Source organism: Shewanella sp. Arc9-LZ (assembly GCF_010092445.1).
GTDB lineage: Bacteria > Pseudomonadota > Gammaproteobacteria > Enterobacterales > Shewanellaceae > Shewanella.
The window spans coordinates 1,343,702-1,362,795 of the sequence record NZ_CP048031.1 but is presented as its reverse complement, the minus strand read 5'-3'; the positions used below and the strand labels follow the sequence as shown (position 1 = coordinate 1,362,795).

Sequence of the window (19,094 nt, the reverse complement as noted above, 5' to 3'; positions counted from 1 at the left end):
AGAGAACGGCTGGAGATTACGCTTTATTAGTACTAAATTAGCTATAACTAAAAAATTAATTTAAAAACCAAAAGGATTAATTGTTAATTCAACAATCAATCTTTCATAATATAGGAAATTTAATCTTGACAAAAATACTCACCGTATCAGCAAGTAACAGTAAAAACTCTATCAATAGAATGCTACTAGAGTTAGCGTCGAGCAAAATTGAAGGGCATGACGTTGCCATGCTAGATATTCGAGATTATCCAATGCCTTTCTTTAGTTTAGATAGAGAAGAAAGCGAAGGCCATCCTGAAACGGCTCAACAAGTACGTGCGTTATTTGCTGAATATGATGCTTTCATCATTGCTTCTCCAGAGCACAATGGTGGAATACCTGCAGAATTTAAAAATTTAATCGACTGGGTTTCTCGTTTAGGCGATTTACAAAATCCAATGTTTGCAACGAAGAAACCAGTATTGTTACTTAGCACTTCTCCAGGCCCTAATGGTGGTGCTACTAACCTTCAAACATTATCGCAATTAATGCCGTGGTGGGGAGCCGATATTAAAGGTACGTATAGCTTAGGTCGTTTTTATGATTACTTTGTTGATGGTAAATTAAATGCTGAAAAAGATCAGGAGCTTACAAACGTTGTAACAGCTTTTGTCAGCGCAGTTTAATATCCTTTCAGGTCTAGGCATTATTTTGTGATACTCAACTCTTTTTTGTAGTCCAAACGTCAACAATAAGGGGTTCTGGTAAGGCCTGGGAACGCTAGAAACATTTGGATTAGAGTTAAGTAGGTCATTCCATCTTCAATTCCTCGAAACTGGCGAGTCTAAGCAAAATGAAATGGGGAGAAAATGATTTGCATACCTTGCTTGCAATTGGCGTGATTCAACTCTGAACTTGATGACGTTGAAGACTCTTTACAACAGAATGCATGAGCTGATCCATAGTTTCAGGCTTAATAACAATTGAGGCCGTTGAAGACTCTTTACAACAGAATTCGTGAGTCTGACAGGCCTTTCTCGCACATCTGATCTATATGGATATTGGAAATGTCATTATGATGTCGGGAACATCATTGACCATGTGCTATAAGGCATCCTACCTATTAGATGCCTATCGGAAACGTTAGCATTTTCACTTTTTACTGCAAGATGGGCCGAAGCAAGATTCAAACGAAGTTAAAAGCTGGATCTATCCCCATGACGACCTTTTCGCAGCTGTTGTTTAATCCATTTGGAAAATGTTGTGGGACGGCTTGTAATGGCCAATTCTTGAGCAAAGAGCAAAGAGCAAAGAGCCAAGAGGGAATAGCCGTTGATTTCCTCTTGGCCGGGTGTGGGCAAAGCGCCACGACGTTGATGTTAGTTTAAAAATGAAGTTAATGTATAAAGTTACCATGCAAAAATGGACAAAGAAAAAGGGCTTAGCATTGCTGCTAAGCCCTTCTATAAATTGGTGGAGGCGGCGGGACTTGAACCGGTGACCATAAAAAAATCCCCGCTGGCATTGCTGCCTGCGGGGATTTTTTGTTAATCAGCCTAAAGCTGATTAATGGTCACTTATAACGACTAGTTCAATCGTTATTAGCTTTGTTTTTTAACAAACTTCGATTTCAGCATCATTTGGCCGTTGCCATCGACTTTACAATCGATGTCGTGGTCGCCGTCGACAAAGTGGTTGATCACTGCTTTAGTGCCGACTTTAAGCACGAGTGATGAACCTTTTACTTTAAGGTCTTTGATTAAGGTGACTTTGTCGCCTTCTGCTAATAAGTTGCCGTTGGCATCTTTTAAAATGATGGCGTCTGGATCAACCACTTCTTCATTTGGGTTCCATTCATTGGCGCATTCTGGGCAAATTAACAATGTGCCGTCTGAATAAGCGTACGGAGACTCACATTTTGGGCATGGCGGGATTACATCACTCATATCTTTACTCTCTGTGTTCTTGGCAGTTGTCGAACACGTTAACAGCGCTAATACGCAGTTCGACAGGCTTTATCGATTGGCGTGAGATAGAAAAGTATCTATCCTGCCGAATATTGTAATGACATTATAATGCCATTATCACAAATTGACTACCCTAGGGTGGTAAACCAGTTGATCCACTTGCCCGCTAATGTAACGGCTAGCGTAACGACTAACGTAACAATTTGCATAGCCACTAGGTGACTAATAGTGTCACCAATAGCCTAACAATTGGTGAATTAAAGCTTAGCTTTTTACCTGTGGATTAGGGCGACTTTGATTGTCACCAAAACTCACATCATGCTTTTCGAGGTATTCGCGAATAAGCTGACGGGTGACTTGTGATGGGGTGAGATCTTGCGCAGCACACAGTTGTTCAAATGCCTGCTTTTTTAGCGGGTCCATTAATACAGTAAAACGTGCAGTTTTATTTTCCACAGTGGCTAGCCTTTCATTACAACATGATAATTTGATTATAATCCAGTGTGTGGCTAAAGACCATATTCTGGATTTTTTATTCGCCGTACTATTATTGCTAGCCTTTCACTCGAACTATTCACTCAGGTCATTAAATAGAGCTATTCACTCGAGCTAAACAACTAGGCTGGTTAAACCTAATGATGCCTTAGCCCGAGTGTGTTTATCTGTTAAGCAATGCTCGCTAAACGTGGTAACAGCGCTTTAAAACTCGGTCTTGTTGATGAACTATGCTGCAAGCAATCTTGCACTAACTGGCGCAACATTGCCGCTTGTGGTGTGTTTGGGTTATCGATGAGGTTTAGCATGTCATCGACCAAATAACCAAACGCCCTAACCTCAATCGCTTGCATTAATTGCAAATGCTGTGGGGTAAACTGCTTTAAATTTGAGGCGGCACCAAAGTCACCAAACAACACGTTATCGTGGGTATTTATCATGATGTTGTGGGCATAAATATCACCATGGCTAATCCCATTTTGGTGTAAATGAGCCAAAATATCAGCCATTTGGCTGGCAATATGAGTAATGCGCGCCCAGGTAAATACCGTTTGTGCTTCAAAAGTGTCACGGCTACAGGTTTGCAACGACGGCGGTAAACCTAAATTACCGTAGCTTGGTGGAATAAGTTGCATCACTAAACCCAGTTGTTCTGGTTTATTAATTTGTGCCACCACATTAATCAGATTAGGGTGCTCGCCAGCGGTTAAGCAACAATCAAGCTCATCTGCTGGATAACCATCACTGGTCACCATGCCCTTAAACAACTTAATTGCGACATCAGCGTCGCAGCTAAAGTTTGCCTCAACTGAGTTTTCTGTATGGTGAGTCGCTTGATAAATCAATCCTGATGCACCCTGCCCGAGTAACTGACCTAAGGTAAACTGGGTTAATGGCACGATAGGTACGCGAGTATTATCGCAATGTTCTACATGACTAAACGCGTTACCTGCAAAAGCCAACCAGGCTAAGTTAGGTAGCTCAAATAACCAATGTGGTAAGGCGGTAAGCTGGTTAGCCGATAAACGGATAAGAGCCAATTGATGACAATTAGCCATGCTATTAGGCAGTGCGGTTAATCGGTTACCCGCTAACGCGAGTTTTTCCAGACGATGACATTGGCCTAAACTGTCTGGCAACTGCTCAATGTGGTTATCGGTTAATATTAACCAACGAGTTTGCTTTGGAATGGATGCTTCGGGTACGGTGCGAATTTGATTAGCTTTAAAACCTATCATTTCGAGCTTTGGACACTGGCCTAATACTGCTGGCAGATGATCAAATAGGTTATTCGACACAAACAAGATTTTAAGTTGATGCAAGTCAGCAAAGTTATCGGGCAATGACGATAATTGGTTATTGCCAAGATCGAGCACTTCTAGGGTATCGGCTAACTCAAACAGTTTTACAGGAAATTCCGTGAGTTGTTCTGCGATACTGACCCGTTGATAACCCAGTAACAAACCATCATTTAATTGTTGCAGTGTTTGCATCATGTTTCTCTTTGCCGAAAATTGTCGACATAGTAATAGAGTGCACTCACTGAGACAAATTTCTGCCAAAAAAAAGACCACAGCAAAAGCTGTGGCCAAGACGGATGCTAAAAAATACAAATTGGGGTTGATAGTTTTAGCGCCATTTCTAGCATAGAAAATACTGCTTAGAAATGGATTCCTACAAACTACGTTTTACTAACCTCTGCTGAAATCAGTAACGTAAAACAACAAACTAGGTTAAATCAATTCCGTTAACATGGTGTCGGCGTATGCCACTAATTCGCCGCCATCACGCACTTTTGCCACATAATCTGGATTAGCAATAAATGGACGGCCAATCGCCAACAAATCAAACTTATTGTCGCTAATGGCTGCACTGCCCGTTTCGGCGGTATAGCTACCCACACCCACTAACGTGCCAGTGTAAACACTGCGTAGGTAGGTCGATATGCTGCCACCTAAGTAATCAAACTGCATTGAGTCGTCAAAAATACCGCCATGTAAAAATGCTAAATTGCGTTTAGCCAACTCAGGTAATAAATAGTCAAACACGCCACGGTCGCGAGGATCGGCTGCCATATTAAAATAGGCACCAGGAGATACTCGAATAGCGGTGCGATCTGCGCCAATTCTAGCCACAATAGCGTCAACCACTTCTAAGGCAAAGCGTGACATATTTTCAGGAGTTTGGCCGTATTCGTCTTCACGACGGTTACTGTCATGATGTAAGAATTGGTCAATCAAATAACCATTTGCAGCATGAATTTCGACGCCATCAAAACCAGCATCAATCGCATTTGCAGCGGCTTGAGCATAGTCAATCACTAACTGCTTGATATCATCTAACGTGGCAGCCTTTGGCGTTTGGTAAACTAATTCGCGCATTCTAGGCACAGTACCTTCTACAGCTTGAGCAGAAGCAGATAACACGTCGCCACCATCAAAAAAGTGTGAGTGTGCTACACGGCCAGTGTGCCAAAGCTGAGAAAAAATTTTGCCATCATTTTTGTGCACTGCATCGGTCACTACGCGCCAGCCGTCGATTTGAGCTGGAGTAAATAAACCAGGGGTATTTGGGTAGCCTTGCGCATCTGGACGGATAATTGTCGCTTCACTGATTATTAAGCCTGCTTCAGCACGGCGAGCATAATAGTCTGCAATAGCTTGAGTAGGAACAAGATCATCATCCGCCATACAACGCGTTAATGGTGCCATTAAAATCTTGTTTGATAATGTTAGGGTGTCATTGAGTTTGTATGGTGTAAATAAACTTGCCGTCATGTGACGATCTCCTTTCTTGAATATACATTCAAGATTAATCTTAATTGAATACACATTCAAGTATTTTTTGAATAATCGATCAAATTTAGTTAGACTCGAGCGTTATGAGTTATCACGCTTTGATGTTGACCAGAAGTGACCAGATATGAGACACGCTGAATTTAATAGAGAAACGGTTTTACGTGCTGCCATGAGCACCTTTTTAGTGAATGGATACGCTAAAACCAGCATGCAAGATCTCACTAAAGCAACGGGGCTACATCCGGGGTCAATTTATTGCGCTTTTGACAATAAAAAAGGCTTGTATATTGCGGCTATTGAGCAGTACCAACAAGATCGCAATGAACAGTTTCAGCAATTGTTTGCTAATGACCGTTCAGCAGTAGACAACTTAGGGGCTTATTTAGCCTTAATTGTACAAGAATGCTTAAGTTGTGATGCTACTCAGGCGTGTTTACTGACCAAGTCACTCAGTGAGATGGGCGAGCAAGATGAGCAAATTAAACAAATGACTTGTCAGTTTTTGCAGCTATGGCAGCAGTCATTAGTAATGGTGTTCGATACAGCAAAAGCGCAGAAGCTAATAGCTCAAGACTGTGACAGCCAATTTTTAGCACAGTATTTAGTGATGGGAATTTACGGTTTACGAACGGTAGCTCACACCCAGCCTCATGAGCAAGTATTACAGCCTTTAGCAGATAAACTGTTGGCCGACTTATTACGCTGCGAGTCGCTAAACTAGCATGCCTAACTCTTGCCGTTAGCTCATGCGTGAAAGGCAACACATACAAAAATTACAAAAAAAAAGACACTTTACGTGTCTTTTTTTTACATAAGGTTCATTTAATTGTCTATTTTGCTCATAACTCGTTGCGAATACACTCGCTCACCCAGTGAGTTAAGTATTTTGCACTCGCCTTCTAATACCGCAATAATAGATTTACCTCGACGAAATGATTCAGGGATCATTACACGCCCAGTTTGGCTGATTTGCAGATCGGTCATCACAGCATTATGCATTTCTAAACCCACAGGGGCTTCGTAATACAAAATAGTCACCGTCGCATTTGACGTTTGACCTTCAGCAGATTCAGATTTCATATTTGGACTCTCATTTCTAGCATACTAATTAAGTGTAGAAATGATATTGATCATCTAACTCATCAATTCATCTCAGGATAAAATGGATCAAACTATGGACTTTCAATATTGAGTTAACCCAATATTGAAATCCTTTTTCTTATTTTTATATTTAGGCTTTATACGCTAATACTCTACTAAATTGTATTATCGATTGAAGCTTCATGATACATAAACTTAACACATCTGATGTGTAAATATGAATACTTATGTCCTGTAAGTGCGAAGCACTAGCGCTTTATTTTACCGTATTTACAATGTAAACAAACCGACTAAACCTCATCTCGGGATGATAAATAGGCCCGTTCAAAAAGTCAGATGATTTCAAGTAGATCATCGACATCGTTTTTGTTGTCTTACAAACAGTGCAAATTTACTTGGCAAAGGCAGGTCTATGGTAAGTGAATCCAACTAGTGACTAGGGCAAAGGACTGTTTGATAACCTTTTATTATTTTGCTAAAAGATTATTTATGCAAAATTTAGAACCAGCACCTAAACAGCACAACTTATTCCTGCTAGAATCGATGACAATTTTTAGCCTTAAACATTTAATAAAACGAGATTAAGATGGGCAGAGCATATCAAAATAAAAAAGAGTCCATGGCGAAAACCGCTGGCCAAAAGACACGAATTTACTCACGTTACGGTAAAGAGATTTATATTTGCGCTAAAGGTGGCGTCGACCCAGACGGCAACCTAGCACTACGTAGCTTGATTGCCCGCGCGAAGAAAGATCAAGTTCCGGCACACGTTATTGAACGTGCCATTGAAAAAGCTCGTGGTGGTGGTGGTGAAGATTATGATACCGCCCGCTATGAAGGTTTTGGTCCTGGCGGCTGCATGGTGATTGTTGACTGCTTAACAGACAACGGTAACCGTACCTTTACTCAGGTTCGCCAAGCATTTGTTAAAAATGATGCCAAGTTAGGTAGCCCTGGTACTGTTGGCCATATGTTCGAACATCAAGCCGTTTTTGTGTTTGAAGGCGAAGACGATGAAGCTATTCTTGAATTGCTTATGATGGCTGATGTCGACGTTGCCGATGTAGAGCTAGAAGATGGCATCATCAGTGTATTTGCACCCGTATCAGAGTTTAACAATGCGCGCACTGTGTTAACTGAAGCCTTTCCAGAGATTGATTTTAAGGTAGAGAATTTAGCATTTGTGCCTCAAACCATGACTGAACTTACTGGTGAAGATATTGAAAGTTTTGAAAAGTTCTTAGCCGCTCTTGATGATTGTGATGACGTTCAGAACGTTTACCACAATGCAGATATTAACGACGACGAATAACTCAAACTTAGGCTGTTAAAGTGTTCTAAGCCTACGTACTAGAACACTTTTCAGCTTGTTTCTATTAAAGCCGTCACGTCTTTTTTTCACTCTCAAGATCCACAACCTAAACGCCTCAATGTTAAAATGCCAAGACGCTTCGCTGATAAATTCTATAAAAACGATAATGCTGAAACGCTAAAAGTTCAACAGTCTAAAACAATCCCCTTCCCGCTTTATGTTGCTATAGCTTTATGTTGCTATAACTTTTTAGTGATCGACGTATAAGTGAAGCATGCGCTTTTCATCGTTGTTATCTGCCTAATAATGCACCGAACACTTTATTAGCAATGCATTAGGGGTTATCACCCTTACCGATGTTACCGCTTTGATTACTTTAAGCATGATCAAAAAAGATCATTGGATAATAGCTCATTTCATGTCACTCTAAATAATACTCTTTATACATGTTATTTTTGAATAGCTAACATCGCTAAAATCAATTCAAATGTCATATCGGCACCAAACATTTAAAGGATGACCCATTGCTAACATTCATTAAAAATGAAAGTAAAAGTAACGGAGAACTTCAGCAAACTCACGTTATATCCCTGTTTTCATTGGTCGGAATGTTGATGACTTTTGTGATGGGAGTAATAAGCTTATTTAACAGTAATTATGTATTAACCATCACTCTATTTGTCTCCAGCATTATTTATTGTTTGGCTTACGTGGCGCTAAAAAAATACAACAAGCTTAACCTGAGCTCTTTTATTATCATTTACTCGTTATATTTACTGATGTTCTATTTGGTCTTTACTGGCGGGGTGGAACAAACCGGTCCACTGTGGATATTTATTGTGGCGCCAGTTTCCGTTTATGTACTGGGGTTAAGTTATGGTCTGATTAACCTGCTATTTTTCATAAGTGTTGTCGCTATTATTATGTTTTCACCGATAGAGATGCCTCAATATGCAACCTATTCAACTGAGTTTAAAGTCCGGTTACTATTGTCATTTTTAACCACCACCTTTCTCTCTGCGTTATATGAATACTCAAGAATGTTATCCTACAATAGTGCGCTGAAGCTCAGTAAAAAATATCAACAACTCGCGTTATCAGATCCATTAACGACACTGGCTAACCGACGTAATGCGTTAACTATTTTACAGCAGGAAAAATCAAGAGTATCAAGAAACAACGAATCATTATCCGTTTTGCTGTGCGATCTTGATCATTTTAAAATGGTCAATGACAAATACGGTCATAATTGCGGAGATATCGTGCTTACCGAGCTAGCGCAAGTGTTTAAACAAAGTGTGAGGCAACAAGATTGCGTTGCACGCTGGGGTGGCGAAGAGTTTCTGTTTATTCTGCCGCAAACCTCGGCGGAACAAGCTTTTATCATTGCTGAAAAAATTCGTACTAATGTACAACATCATAAGGTGCTTTTTCATAAGCAAGAGATTAGCCTAACCATCAGTATGGGTATTTCACAGTTAACCGATAACCAAACTATTGATGAGCTTATCAACAATGCCGACAGATATTTGTATCAAGCGAAAAAGAATGGCAGAAACCAAGTATATCCTCAGTAAGCAGGCTCTATCGACCTATGAGCCGATTGGAGTGTTTTCCATCACATAAATGTTGTACTGTTTTATATCCAACAATAAATGCTAAATGCTAGAACGCTTCGCGGCTAGATTCTATAAAAGCGATAGCGCAGATGCTTTACAAACTTAACAAGCTGCAACGAATGTATTGATACTTTACTGCGCTTAGCTTTTTAGCAATGCAGCGTTCTAGCAAGTTGAAGTTAGCTTTAGTTGCTAGGTTGTTATGACTGGACAAGGTTAGTTTTTATGATGCTTTAACAAAAAACGCAGCCTAGGCTGCGTTTTGGATATCGTTGAATAAACGACTAGGGTTAACGTAAGTCCATTTCTTGAACTTTTTCGTAAGCGATTTCAGGTGCAGTTACATCTGGTTTTTCATGTAAATCTGCTTTTAATTGGCCTTTACGATGCTTTAGTGCCGCATCTAATTTTTTAGCGGCGCTCGTGATAGCGGGATACATGACTAAGTCAGTACCTTTGGCAGCAATGCGAGTTCCTTCATAGTTAGTTCTAATTTCAACATCATATTCACCATGCTCTTTAGCTATGATGATATCTAGCGAGATAAGCGTCGGGAAATGGCTAGCTATTTTAGCGAATTTTTCATCTACGTGTTGTTTGACAGTATCAGTAACATCAACATGGTGACCAGAAAGATTTATTTTCATAGATTATCCTTAAAAGAATTTACTTGCCAAATGTATTGCGTATTACAATTGCATGCTGACATAAATAGTGTTGTTGTACAAATGCAGGCTGACATATTTAGACATGGAACGTGTGCTTTGTATCACAAGTACTCAAGCCTATAATGTGTTTTATATCTACTTGTATACTTTAACAGCGACAACATTGATAAACGTGCATGGGGTATATCTAATTGACCTAACCCTTACATTGATTAAACATCAGATTACTGATTAAGTATAGACACAATTTAGTCCCAAAGGTTGCAACTTTTGTGTTGTTTACACAAGTGATGGTAAACCAATCAATTAACCGCTAAAAACAGTTAATTTATAAGCAACTATACTCATTTTATTTTTGTAGACTTAGCTAAATTAAGTCGAATTAATCATTAACAGGAACATTTATGACGACTAATCAGCTCCAAATTGACATTATTTCCGACGTAATGTGTCCGTGGTGCATTGTCGGTTATCGCCGACTTGAACAAGCATTGAGCAAATTTGATGATTTAGAAGTTACATTGCAGTGGCATCCGTTTGAGTTAAATCCAGCAATGGGGCCTGAAGGGCAACATTTAGGCGAGCACATTGCTGAAAAATACGGTTCAACACCTGAGCAAAGTGCTCAAAATCGTCAACGGTTAACCCAAATGGGTGCCGATTTAGGCTTTGAGTTTAACTTTTCCGACTCATCACGTATTTACAACACGTTACTGGCCCACCAGCTACTGTATTGGGCTGCCGAGTCTGGTAAGCAAACTGACTTGAAATTGGCGCTGTTTAGCAGCTATTTTACTGAGCAGAAAAACCCAGATGACATTGAAGTACTCATTGAAGCTGCAACAAAGGTAGGGTTAAATGCTGATGAGGCTCGTGCTGTGCTCACCGACAAACGCTTTGAAGCTGCTGTAAAAGAGGAAGAGCAACTGTGGATCAGCCGCGGAATTCAAGCCGTACCTGCCATTGTGTTTAATCAACAATATTTAGTCTCTGGCGCACAAGATCCCGACACTATTGCTGAGTTGATTACCAAACTGACTACAGAAGAAGCTTAAGCCGTTTTCATTAAACAAACAAAACCCAGCTTTAGCTGGGTTTTGTTTTTTACGAGGCAATCACTTAAGCCTAGTTCAACTTGGTAACTAATAAGGTTGGCGATTCAGTGCTTGAACCTGTCACCGTATAGCAATAGGTACCGGCGCTTGTGGCATTAAAGCATGTTGGCGCCTTTTTCCACTAAGGTTTTCAACACCCCTTCAGTCACAGCGTCATCACCAACTATTGCGCCAAAGTCAATTGTCGACCAATCTGCTGTCGCTATTTTAAATTCATTATCATCGGTAGCTAACGCAATATCGACGTGGTAGATGGCATAACACAGCGCATATGCATTGATTACCAATAGATAGTCTTTCGTTGTTTTAAAACAGATAGTTAAATAGCAATAAATCCATCTAAAAAGCTGATTTAAATGGTATTTAAATCGCTTCAATGGAAAAGGCTTTATCAATTTTGTTTGTATCGATTTCGCCACATGTAGTGGTCGTTTCGGTTTGACTATTTAGCTCAAATTAATGGACATTAAGGTACGCCTAGTGTTGAATCAATAGAGATGTGTTACCGTTTGGTGAGTGACCGCTTTTCAGGGTAATACACGCTAAATTAAGTTGTTATAAACACCACTTTCATGTGGTTTGGGGAGTACAAAATGGGCTTTAAATTAACGGTAAATTGGCAGTCCTCACCAAGTGAGGAAGGTGAGTTTAATCGCGACCATGAGGTTAAGTTTGGTACAGGGCAAACGATTCAAGCGTCATCAGCCCCTGAATACAAAGGCAATGCCGATAAAGTGAATCCAGAAGAAAGCTTACTGGCTGCTTTGTCTTCTTGCCACATGTTGACCTTTTTAGCGATTGCCCATTTAAAGCGACTGCCTGTTGCCAATTATGTTGATAATGCTACTGCTGATTTAGGTAAAAATGAAGCAGGTAAAGTCGCCGTGGTTAAAATGACATTAGTGCCTAAAGTGACGTTTGCAGAAGGGATTGAAGTTGACGCAGAAACGTTAGCGAAGATACATGAAAAAGCCCATGCAAATTGCTTTATTGCTAACTCGTTAGCATGCGAAGTTGAAATAAAGCACTAAGCTGTTTTACTGTTTTACTGTTTTACTGTTTTAAAGTATTAAAATTTTTAAGTTTTAATAATAACCCTCTCAACATGACGCTGAGAGGGTTATTTTTTATTGGTTTACTGAAGCCAATTTAAAGTTATTTGGCTTTTATGTCAGCTGCTTTACCTATTTTTGGCATTGGCAAGCCTTGTAATGGCGCAATAGGTTGTTGTACTAGTTCATCTTTCAAATAACTGATAGCAGCATCAAGTTGTGCATCTTTACCGCTAAAAGTGGCATAAGGTAAGTTATCGACTTCAATGTCTGGCTCAACCCCGTGACCTTCAACAACCCAACGCCCATCGATGGCATATTGTGGGTATTCTGCCACTCGTGCCATGCCTTTATCGGTCACCGAATTGCGACCCGATAACCACACTCCAGCGCCCGCAGTTTGCTTACCGATAATAGGCGCAATGTTTAGCGCTCTAATTCCGGCAGAAAAAGTCTCACCATCTGAGTAGGTCATTTGATCGGCTAATATCACTAAATGGCCTCTAAAGGTTTGCTGCATGTTTGCGTTGGTGCTGCCATGAGTTGGCTGCCAAAATGCCCATGCACGGCGTAACAGTTTTTCGATAATCCAACTGTCGATATTGCCACCACGATTGCGACGAACATCGATGATTAAGCCATCTTTGTCGTAATTGGTATAAAACTCGCGAGCAAAGCTTTCGACATCACCGCTGCCCATGGCATACAAGTGTAAATAACCAATATTCCCTTTAGAGGCTTTGGCCACTTTGTCGCCGTTATGCTCAACCCAATCAAGGTAACGTAGCTTGGCATCGGTACCAATATCATGGGGAGTGACTATGGTATTGATGACTGTTTTACCACGGACTAAACCGAGCAACACCTGCTTGTTGCCTTGGTTTCGCAGTAGTTGAGTCACATCGGCAATGTTAGTGATTTTCTTACCATTGATACTCGCAATCACATCACCTTCTTTCGCATCAACCTCAATGCGTGCCAATGGGGATGCCGACAACGGCAACTCAGGGTCGGTTTGATAAATATGGCTTATCACCACACCTCTATCGGTTTGTGTCAGCCTTGCCCCTAATGCAGCGGCTTTGGCTGCATCGGCATCTTGGGCAATATCGCCACCTCGTACTTGTGAATGTAATGAGTTCAGTTCACCCATCATTTGGGTGAAAATATCATTCAGCTCATTACGATCGGTCAGTCTGTCTACCAAAGGTTGATATTTAGCTTTAGCTGCTTGCCAATCTACGCCGCGCATTTTTGGATCAAAAAACGAATCGCGATGCATTAACCACGCATCTTCAAAAATTTGTTGCCATTCTTGCTGCGGAGAAATACTTAATTGCCATTGGTCGGTGCTGACTTTGGCGCGCGATACATCGCTGGGCAGTTTGTCACCGGCATCGACAATCATAAGGCTTTTAGGATCAGACTGTTTGCGCAGCATGATTTTACTGCCATCTTTTGATAACGAATATTGGCCGACATCTTCACCAAAGGTGTCGACTTTAATATTGAGCGGGTCAAACTTAATCAGTTTTAGCTCGCTTTTATCTTGGCTGCCATCTAATAAATACAGCTTATCTTTGGTTGCGGTTAAGCTATTGTAGTTACCTGCATCAACTGGCACTTGCCATAAGCGTTGGTTTAATCCGTCCCACTCTACTTTGACTTTTGCTGGGGTGTCTTGGTCTTTACTGTCAGCTTTTTTAGCGTCTTTGTTAACGGTAAGCTCGGTTGGTTTGGCAAACGGAAATGATGCTTTAGCATCTAATGCTAAGGCAAACACTTGAGTGCGTTTATCAAATATCGGCCCCATGTTACGGTCGCCCCAAGGCGAACCAGGGTTGGCTTTAAATTCGCGGTTAGACAAGAAATACAACCATTTACCGTCGTGGCTAAAACTAGGCGAAAAAGACTCGTATTTGTCTGTAGTCAAGGTTTGTGATTTTGACTCGTTAATGGAATACAACACAATTTGCGGACGTTGTTTGCCAATCTCAGCCTTGGTTAGCGCAATAAATTGACTGTCGCCAGACCATTTTATGTCTTGGTAAGGGCCTAAACCTTCGCCATTTTTAATGATTTTTTGGTTATTGTTGCGGCTTAAATCAAGTAACCACACATTACCCATGTAATCGTCATGCACTAAATAACGGCCATTTGGTGATAACGATAAACTGGTGCGTAAAGTGCTGCCATCTTTAGTAAGTTGCTTAGCACCGGCAGAACCGTCGGCAGGATATTGCCAAATTTCTTGTTCGCCAGACGCATCGCTAATGCCATAAACCCATTTGCCGTCATCACTTAATAGTGCATCACGTACACGACTATCGGCGGGTGAATCTATTTGCACTAAACGACGACCGTCTTTGCTGGCAATAGCTACATGGCTACGGGCCGTTATGACGACGTTATCGCCTTGATGAGAAAATACTGTCGAGGTGGCGTAATCCATTGGGTCGTTAACCCACTGCTCGCGGCGATGAGTAAAGTCGCTGGTAAGCTCTATGGCTACTGTTGATTCCGCAAGATCGGCTAGATTAAGTAACTTAATGTCGGCGCCCTGCTGAAACACAATACGGCCATTATTAAGCTGGGCGTCACGCACTTGCCAGTCGGAATATTGAGTGTGTTGCTTAATGTCTTTGCCATCTAGGGTCATTGACCAAATGTTGTCATTGCCTGATTGGTCACTGACAAAGTAAACACGTTGGTTCCATAGCATTGGCTGTTTAACCGAGCCTTCGTGGGCGTTGGTTAACTGTTGTGCTTCTTGTTTACTGCCTAACTTATAACGCCAAATTTCGCCTTTAGCGCCGCCGCGATACACTTTGACATTGTCGCCGCTAACTTGCAGACCAAATTGGGTAAAATAAACATATTCACCTTTATCATCAATGGTGCCTTCGACTGCGTCAGCTAACGGTAAATCGGTAATGGTTAAGGATTGTGGGTCAACGGTTTTAAGCACCCAAAAGTTAGCCGGACCAAAGGCGTTGTCGGTTGAATACAATACTTCGCCAGATGCCGTCCAACCTTGCAGACGTACTCGGCTGTTTTCAAAGCTCACCCGTTTAGCTACGCCGCCTTGAATCGGCATAACATACACTTCGGTAGCGCCTTCATAATTGGCAGTATATGCCACCCATTTACCGTCTTTAGAAATGGTTGCGTCCAACTCTTCAGCAGCTAAACTGGTTAAGCGGCTGGCTTTAGTTTGGTTATTGTTTTGACTGAGTTCAGTGGTCCAAAGATCGCCTTCGGCAGTAAACACTAAGGTTTGATCGTGTAATGCAGGAGCGCGGTAATAGCCTTGATTAGAGGCGTTGGCGAATATCAATGATGAACACGCTAAAGTGCCTAGTGCCAACATACAATGCGCAACGGAGCGACGAAGTTTCATGGTGAGGAGCTTCCTTATAAAGTCGATAATTAGAGATAACGCGTTATCGAGTAGGCTATTTTTATTGATTGATTCACGTTATCAGAGTTATGCCAATTGTTGCAGTACAAAAATGTAACGAACCTCTACAGGGAACAAAAAACGGCTAAGCAATAATTGCTTAGCCGTGGGTATTTTACCGTCTTAGTATTCTGGTATTTTGCTTACTGCGAAGTCAGTTGCAGTACAATTTTATGGTATTGCTCATAAAGTGGATGCGACGGATCTGATAACTCAGGAAAGCGTTGATCTATGGTGATCATATAACGCTCAGCTTGAATCAGTTTATTGTCGACCATTAATACTTTTAAACGAGCCAAGGCAACATCAGCAGTATCTAACTCAATGTCCCCTTTTAACGAACCATTAAATGACTGTTTCACTTGCTGTACCTCCTTGGCATTACTGCGTGATTGCAGCTCTAATGCTTTCTTTTGTGCTTCTGTATTTACTTTGGCAGGTGCTGGCGCGGCACTCATTACCGCGGACGATGTATCTGCCATTTGAGATTCAATAGATCCATTGCTATCAGACCGATTGTTATCAGATGCTTCACTGACTACATCGCGATTTCTTGACTGATTATTTACAGGTGCCGATTTCATCGACAATCCCTGCACTGCAACGGATTCTGCTGCTGCGGCATCTTCAACTGGTGATTCAGTTAGTTTAGGTACATCCGATGTCGATTTGGCCTGCTTAAATGGTGGCTGCTGAGCAGGTACGCTTTGCTCCGAGTCAGTACCAAGGTTTTTTTGCAAACTTGGATTTAATATAAATAATCCCGCCACCAGCAACACTGAGGCAGCACTTGAGTACACCCATGCATTGCGTTGCCAGATTGATTTTTTAGCTGAACTGCCTTTAGATACATTAGCCTCCGAACGCGCCTTGGTTAATATGGCTTCATCAAGTTCTGCAGAAGGTTGCTCTAATGGTTGTTGATGATAAGCATCTTTGATTTCAGTTTGTAATGCAGTGAACTCTGCATCATGATCTTGTTGCTGACTCATAATGTTGTCTCCTGCCTTTGATTAGCAACACATTGCTTAATACTATGATATGCATAACGAATACGACTTTTAGTTGCTTCTAAAGTCACATTAGCAATGTCGCTTATCATGGCGGCGGTCATGCCCATTTCAATGTTGAGCAAAAAAGCTTCTTTTTGCACTGGCGGCAACTTGGCAATGCAGCTTTTCATCATATCGGCTTGTTGCTGTTGCTCAACTTGTGGCTCGGGCGAAGCTTGATCGTCGGCTTGTAAGCAGTCCATGGTTTGATCTTCGCCAAGCGGGGTCACTTTATCGAGAGGCTTAACGGCTCGCACATGGTCAATCAATAAGTTATGGGCAATTTTATATAACCAAGTGGTGAATTTGGCGGTGACTTGATATTGCCTCGCCGCATTAATCACCTTACCCCAGGTGTCTTGATACAAATCTTCGGCGAGCTGCTGGTCATGTAATTGACGCACAAAATAACGATATAAAGGGCCTTTGTGTTTAAGGTATAAGGCCTCGAACGCGCGGACGTCGCCCGCTTGGTAGTCGAGCATCAGTTGCTCGTCACTTCCCACTTGGGGAATTAACGACTCATCCTTAGGGTATATTGATGTTTGCACCATTTTATCCTTTTTGTGACGCATTTATTGGCTAACCCAACGAGTATCAGGTTCAGTCATCAAAACCTGCTTATCAAGTACACTTGCAGTTTTTAACATTTGCACAAACTCATGACGATAGCCAAATCGGTCATGACCCATTGCAGACTCAGCAAGTGTAATTAACTTAGCATAATCAGTATCGTGGACATAATTATTCTGGTTAAGCAGCTGACCAAATCCAGCGACTGCCGCGGCAAACCTAAAGTCATCGCTGGCTTGATGCAAATGAGTCAGCTGCTGCTCACGACTAATAGGATAGGCGATTAATTGACTGGTTTGTTCGCCAATCGCTTTATAACGCAGCTTTAAATAAGCCACTTCATTTACAGTGTGTTGATGAACTTTAGCATCATCTATTTGCGTTGATTCCGTGGCGGTATAACGCAGCGGATCAACTAGGCGATTATGGCTGTCGTTATAACGGATTTCGTACAGTGCAGTCACAGTATGACCCGCACCAATCTCGCCTGCATCAACGGCGTCGTTATTAAAGTCACTACGATTTAACAAGCGATTTTCGTAACCAATCAATCGATACTCAGACACCACTGCGGGGTTAAATTCAATTTGCACTTTAACATCGTGGGCAATAGTTAACAGTGTGGCACTGAGTTGATCAACTAGCACTTTTCGTGCTTCATTTAAGGTGTCGATAAAGGCATATTGACCGTTAGCTTTATTCGATAATTGCTCCAACAAATGGTCGTTGTAACTTGCAGTACCCGAACCTAGACCAAAACCAAGCGTTGATAAGCCAATACCCTTTTTGCTTTGACTGGCAACGAAATCGACCAATTGCTGATGATCTGTTATTCCCAAGTTAAAGTCACCGTCGGTAGCTAATATGACTCGGTTACTGCCGTTTTCGATAAAGTGTTTTTGCGCTAATTGATACGCTAACTGAATACCTTGGCTGCCGTTAGTGCCACCTTGCGCATTTAACTGACTTAGGGCTGTTTTAATGGCAGTAAAGTCATTACCTGCGACACCGTCAAGCACTACACCGCTGGCACCGGCGTACACCACAATCGATACTTTATCTTGCGCCGATAACTGCTGACTCAACATCAGCATGGCTTGTTTCAATAATGGCAATTTATCAGCAGATGACATAGAGCCTGACACATCAAGCAGTAACACCAAATTACTCGCACCAAGCTTATCAGGCGCAACATCAAAGCCTTTAATACCAATGCGTAATAACTGAGTATCAGCATTATACGGTGATGGTGCTAATTCAGTATTAACCCTAAATGGCTGCTCAGTGGTTGTCGGTGCTGGGTAGTCATAACTAAAGTAGTTCACTAACTCCTCTACCCTAACGCTATTCTTTGCCGGCAGTTGGCCTTGACTGATTAATCTGCGCGTAGTGCTGTAACTGCCAGTATCAACATCAATTGAAAACGTCGATACCGGTGTTTCGCCTGCTACCATATTGCCGTTTTGTACTAGCGACTCAAATTTGTCATTAACATTAGGTGCTAATAACAAGCTGCGATCGCTTGCGCTGACATGCTGAGGACTCACAATACGCTGCGCCATTGACGATGCCATGACTTTAGCGCTGAGATGCACCTCCTTTGAGCCTTGGTATAAATCAGCTTGTGGCTCAGATGCCATCACTAAACCTGCTACCTCATGCAACTCGGGATTTTGTTGTCGAGTTGAATGAGTTTCACTAGTGGATTGAGTTTTAGAAGTGGACTGAATTGTAGAGATAGATTGTGGCTGACTTTGTTTCGCACTGTCTTTGGATTCTTGCGCACAACCACCGATAATAATCGCACTAATCACGATGGCTAATACACTGCGAGTGAGTTGCTTATGGGTATTGTTCATGGTTATTTTCCTCATCTATCGACTGATTCTTCATTTTGGTCACG

Annotated in this window: 18 protein-coding genes; 7 read left to right on the top strand and 11 right to left on the bottom strand. The window is 41.6% G+C overall.

Going from position 1 to position 19,094, the window contains the following annotated elements; all coding sequences use genetic code 11:
• Positions 1 to 125: 125 nt before the first annotated feature.
• Both GUY17_RS05880 and GUY17_RS21275 read left to right on the top strand, forming a co-directional pair.
• The gene (locus tag GUY17_RS05880; protein ID WP_162022575.1) at positions 126 to 665 is read left to right on the top strand and encodes an NADPH-dependent FMN reductase; all 540 of its coding nucleotides are present in this window, start codon (positions 126 to 128) and stop codon (positions 663 to 665) included.
• 736 nt (positions 666 to 1,401) lie between these two features.
• Positions 1,402 to 1,530 carry a hypothetical protein gene (locus GUY17_RS21275; RefSeq protein WP_302476622.1) on the top strand — a complete coding sequence of 43 codons (129 nt, stop codon included), beginning with the start codon at positions 1,402 to 1,404 and terminating at the stop codon, positions 1,528 to 1,530.
• 50 nt (positions 1,531 to 1,580) lie between these two features.
• Here the strand turns inward: GUY17_RS21275 and GUY17_RS05875 are convergent, their stop codons facing one another.
• From GUY17_RS05875 to GUY17_RS05860, 4 genes are all read right to left on the bottom strand, one after another.
• Positions 1,581 to 1,925 carry a zinc ribbon domain-containing protein YjdM gene (locus GUY17_RS05875; RefSeq protein WP_011636566.1) on the bottom strand — a complete coding sequence of 115 codons (345 nt, stop codon included), beginning with the start codon at positions 1,923 to 1,925 and terminating at the stop codon, positions 1,581 to 1,583.
• A gap of 285 nt (positions 1,926 to 2,210) precedes the next feature.
• Positions 2,211 to 2,402 (bottom strand): ribbon-helix-helix domain-containing protein, encoded by a 192-nt coding sequence (locus GUY17_RS05870; RefSeq protein WP_011636565.1) that lies wholly within the window; start codon positions 2,400 to 2,402, stop codon positions 2,211 to 2,213.
• Between the two features lie 209 nt (positions 2,403 to 2,611).
• A complete protein-coding gene (locus tag GUY17_RS05865) occupies positions 2,612 to 3,934 on the bottom strand; it encodes a leucine-rich repeat-containing protein kinase family protein (protein WP_254439911.1) in 1,323 nt (440 codons plus the stop codon).
• A gap of 240 nt (positions 3,935 to 4,174) precedes the next feature.
• Positions 4,175 to 5,218, bottom strand: coding sequence for an alkene reductase (locus GUY17_RS05860; protein ID WP_162022573.1), 1,044 nt, complete (start codon positions 5,216 to 5,218; stop codon positions 4,175 to 4,177).
• A gap of 145 nt (positions 5,219 to 5,363) precedes the next feature.
• Here GUY17_RS05860 and GUY17_RS05855 point away from each other — a divergent pair, with 145 nt between their 5' ends.
• The gene (locus GUY17_RS05855) at positions 5,364 to 5,960 is read left to right on the top strand and encodes a TetR/AcrR family transcriptional regulator (protein WP_101085568.1); all 597 of its coding nucleotides are present in this window, start codon (positions 5,364 to 5,366) and stop codon (positions 5,958 to 5,960) included.
• Positions 5,961 to 6,061: 101 nt separating this feature from the next.
• Here GUY17_RS05855 and GUY17_RS05850 read toward each other — a convergent pair whose 3' ends face one another.
• A complete protein-coding gene (locus GUY17_RS05850; RefSeq protein ID WP_101085570.1) occupies positions 6,062 to 6,319 on the bottom strand; it encodes a TIGR02922 family protein in 258 nt (85 codons plus the stop codon).
• 607 nt (positions 6,320 to 6,926) lie between these two features.
• Here GUY17_RS05850 and GUY17_RS05845 point away from each other — a divergent pair.
• Both GUY17_RS05845 and GUY17_RS05840 read left to right on the top strand, forming a co-directional pair.
• The gene (locus GUY17_RS05845) at positions 6,927 to 7,652 is read left to right on the top strand and encodes a YebC/PmpR family DNA-binding transcriptional regulator (RefSeq protein WP_059746407.1); all 726 of its coding nucleotides are present in this window, start codon (positions 6,927 to 6,929) and stop codon (positions 7,650 to 7,652) included.
• A gap of 524 nt (positions 7,653 to 8,176) precedes the next feature.
• Positions 8,177 to 9,229 carry a GGDEF domain-containing protein gene (locus tag GUY17_RS05840; protein WP_162022572.1) on the top strand — a complete coding sequence of 351 codons (1,053 nt, stop codon included), beginning with the start codon at positions 8,177 to 8,179 and terminating at the stop codon, positions 9,227 to 9,229.
• A 332-nt stretch (positions 9,230 to 9,561) separates the two neighbouring features.
• Here the strand turns inward: GUY17_RS05840 and raiA are convergent, their stop codons facing one another.
• Complete coding sequence (gene raiA, locus GUY17_RS05835; RefSeq protein WP_011636558.1) at positions 9,562 to 9,918, bottom strand: ribosome-associated translation inhibitor RaiA; 357 nt, start codon at positions 9,916 to 9,918, stop codon at positions 9,562 to 9,564.
• 425 nt (positions 9,919 to 10,343) lie between these two features.
• On the opposite strand from raiA, the gene GUY17_RS05830 reads away from it, so the two are divergent.
• A complete protein-coding gene (locus tag GUY17_RS05830) occupies positions 10,344 to 10,994 on the top strand; it encodes a DsbA family oxidoreductase (RefSeq protein WP_162022571.1) in 651 nt (216 codons plus the stop codon).
• 155 nt (positions 10,995 to 11,149) lie between these two features.
• On the opposite strand, the gene GUY17_RS05825 is transcribed toward GUY17_RS05830, so the two are convergent.
• Entirely contained in the window at positions 11,150 to 11,341 is a 192-nt protein-coding gene (locus GUY17_RS05825; protein WP_162022570.1) for a hypothetical protein, read from the bottom strand.
• A 306-nt stretch (positions 11,342 to 11,647) separates the two neighbouring features.
• On the opposite strand from GUY17_RS05825, the gene GUY17_RS05820 reads away from it, so the two are divergent.
• Positions 11,648 to 12,085, top strand: a complete 438-nt coding sequence (locus GUY17_RS05820; protein WP_162022569.1) for an OsmC family protein — start codon at positions 11,648 to 11,650, stop codon at positions 12,083 to 12,085.
• Positions 12,086 to 12,209: 124 nt separating this feature from the next.
• Here GUY17_RS05820 and GUY17_RS05815 read toward each other — a convergent pair whose 3' ends face one another.
• The 4 genes from GUY17_RS05815 to GUY17_RS05800 all read right to left on the bottom strand — a co-directional run bounded on the left by GUY17_RS05815 (position 12,210) and on the right by GUY17_RS05800 (position 19,050).
• On the bottom strand, positions 12,210 to 15,506 hold the full coding sequence (locus GUY17_RS05815) for a S41 family peptidase (RefSeq protein ID WP_162022568.1): 3,297 nt from the start codon (positions 15,504 to 15,506) through the stop codon (positions 12,210 to 12,212).
• A gap of 203 nt (positions 15,507 to 15,709) precedes the next feature.
• Entirely contained in the window at positions 15,710 to 16,558 is an 849-nt protein-coding gene (locus tag GUY17_RS05810) for a hypothetical protein (protein WP_162022567.1), read from the bottom strand.
• The gene (locus GUY17_RS05805) at positions 16,555 to 17,172 is read right to left on the bottom strand and encodes a sigma-70 family RNA polymerase sigma factor (protein WP_162024293.1); all 618 of its coding nucleotides are present in this window, start codon (positions 17,170 to 17,172) and stop codon (positions 16,555 to 16,557) included. Before GUY17_RS05805 ends, GUY17_RS05810 begins: the two co-directional genes overlap by 4 nt.
• 21 nt (positions 17,173 to 17,193) lie before the next feature.
• Positions 17,194 to 19,050, bottom strand: a complete 1,857-nt coding sequence (locus GUY17_RS05800) for a VWA domain-containing protein (RefSeq protein ID WP_162022566.1) — start codon at positions 19,048 to 19,050, stop codon at positions 17,194 to 17,196.
• Between the last annotated feature and the right edge of the window lie 44 nt (positions 19,051 to 19,094).

Coding starts and splice junctions, on each gene's coding strand:
- raiA (WP_011636558.1), bottom strand. CDS start 9,918: ATGAAAATAAATCTTTCTGGTCACCATGTTGATGTTACTGATACTGTC.
- GUY17_RS05875 (WP_011636566.1), bottom strand. CDS start 1,925: ATGAGTGATGTAATCCCGCCATGCCCAAAATGTGAGTCTCCGTACGCT.
- GUY17_RS05850 (WP_101085570.1), bottom strand. CDS start 6,319: ATGAAATCTGAATCTGCTGAAGGTCAAACGTCAAATGCGACGGTGACT.
- GUY17_RS05805 (WP_162024293.1), bottom strand. CDS start 17,172: ATGGTGCAAACATCAATATACCCTAAGGATGAGTCGTTAATTCCCCAA.
- GUY17_RS05845 (WP_059746407.1), top strand. CDS start 6,927: ATGGGCAGAGCATATCAAAATAAAAAAGAGTCCATGGCGAAAACCGCT.
- GUY17_RS05865 (WP_254439911.1), bottom strand. CDS start 3,934: ATGCAAACACTGCAACAATTAAATGATGGTTTGTTACTGGGTTATCAA.
- GUY17_RS21275 (WP_302476622.1), top strand. CDS start 1,402: ATGGACAAAGAAAAAGGGCTTAGCATTGCTGCTAAGCCCTTCTATAAA.
- GUY17_RS05860 (WP_162022573.1), bottom strand. CDS start 5,218: ATGACGGCAAGTTTATTTACACCATACAAACTCAATGACACCCTAACA.
- GUY17_RS05800 (WP_162022566.1), bottom strand. CDS start 19,050: ATGAACAATACCCATAAGCAACTCACTCGCAGTGTATTAGCCATCGTG.
- GUY17_RS05820 (WP_162022569.1), top strand. CDS start 11,648: ATGGGCTTTAAATTAACGGTAAATTGGCAGTCCTCACCAAGTGAGGAA.
- GUY17_RS05855 (WP_101085568.1), top strand. CDS start 5,364: ATGAGACACGCTGAATTTAATAGAGAAACGGTTTTACGTGCTGCCATG.
- GUY17_RS05810 (WP_162022567.1), bottom strand. CDS start 16,558: ATGAGTCAGCAACAAGATCATGATGCAGAGTTCACTGCATTACAAACT.
- GUY17_RS05830 (WP_162022571.1), top strand. CDS start 10,344: ATGACGACTAATCAGCTCCAAATTGACATTATTTCCGACGTAATGTGT.
- GUY17_RS05815 (WP_162022568.1), bottom strand. CDS start 15,506: ATGAAACTTCGTCGCTCCGTTGCGCATTGTATGTTGGCACTAGGCACT.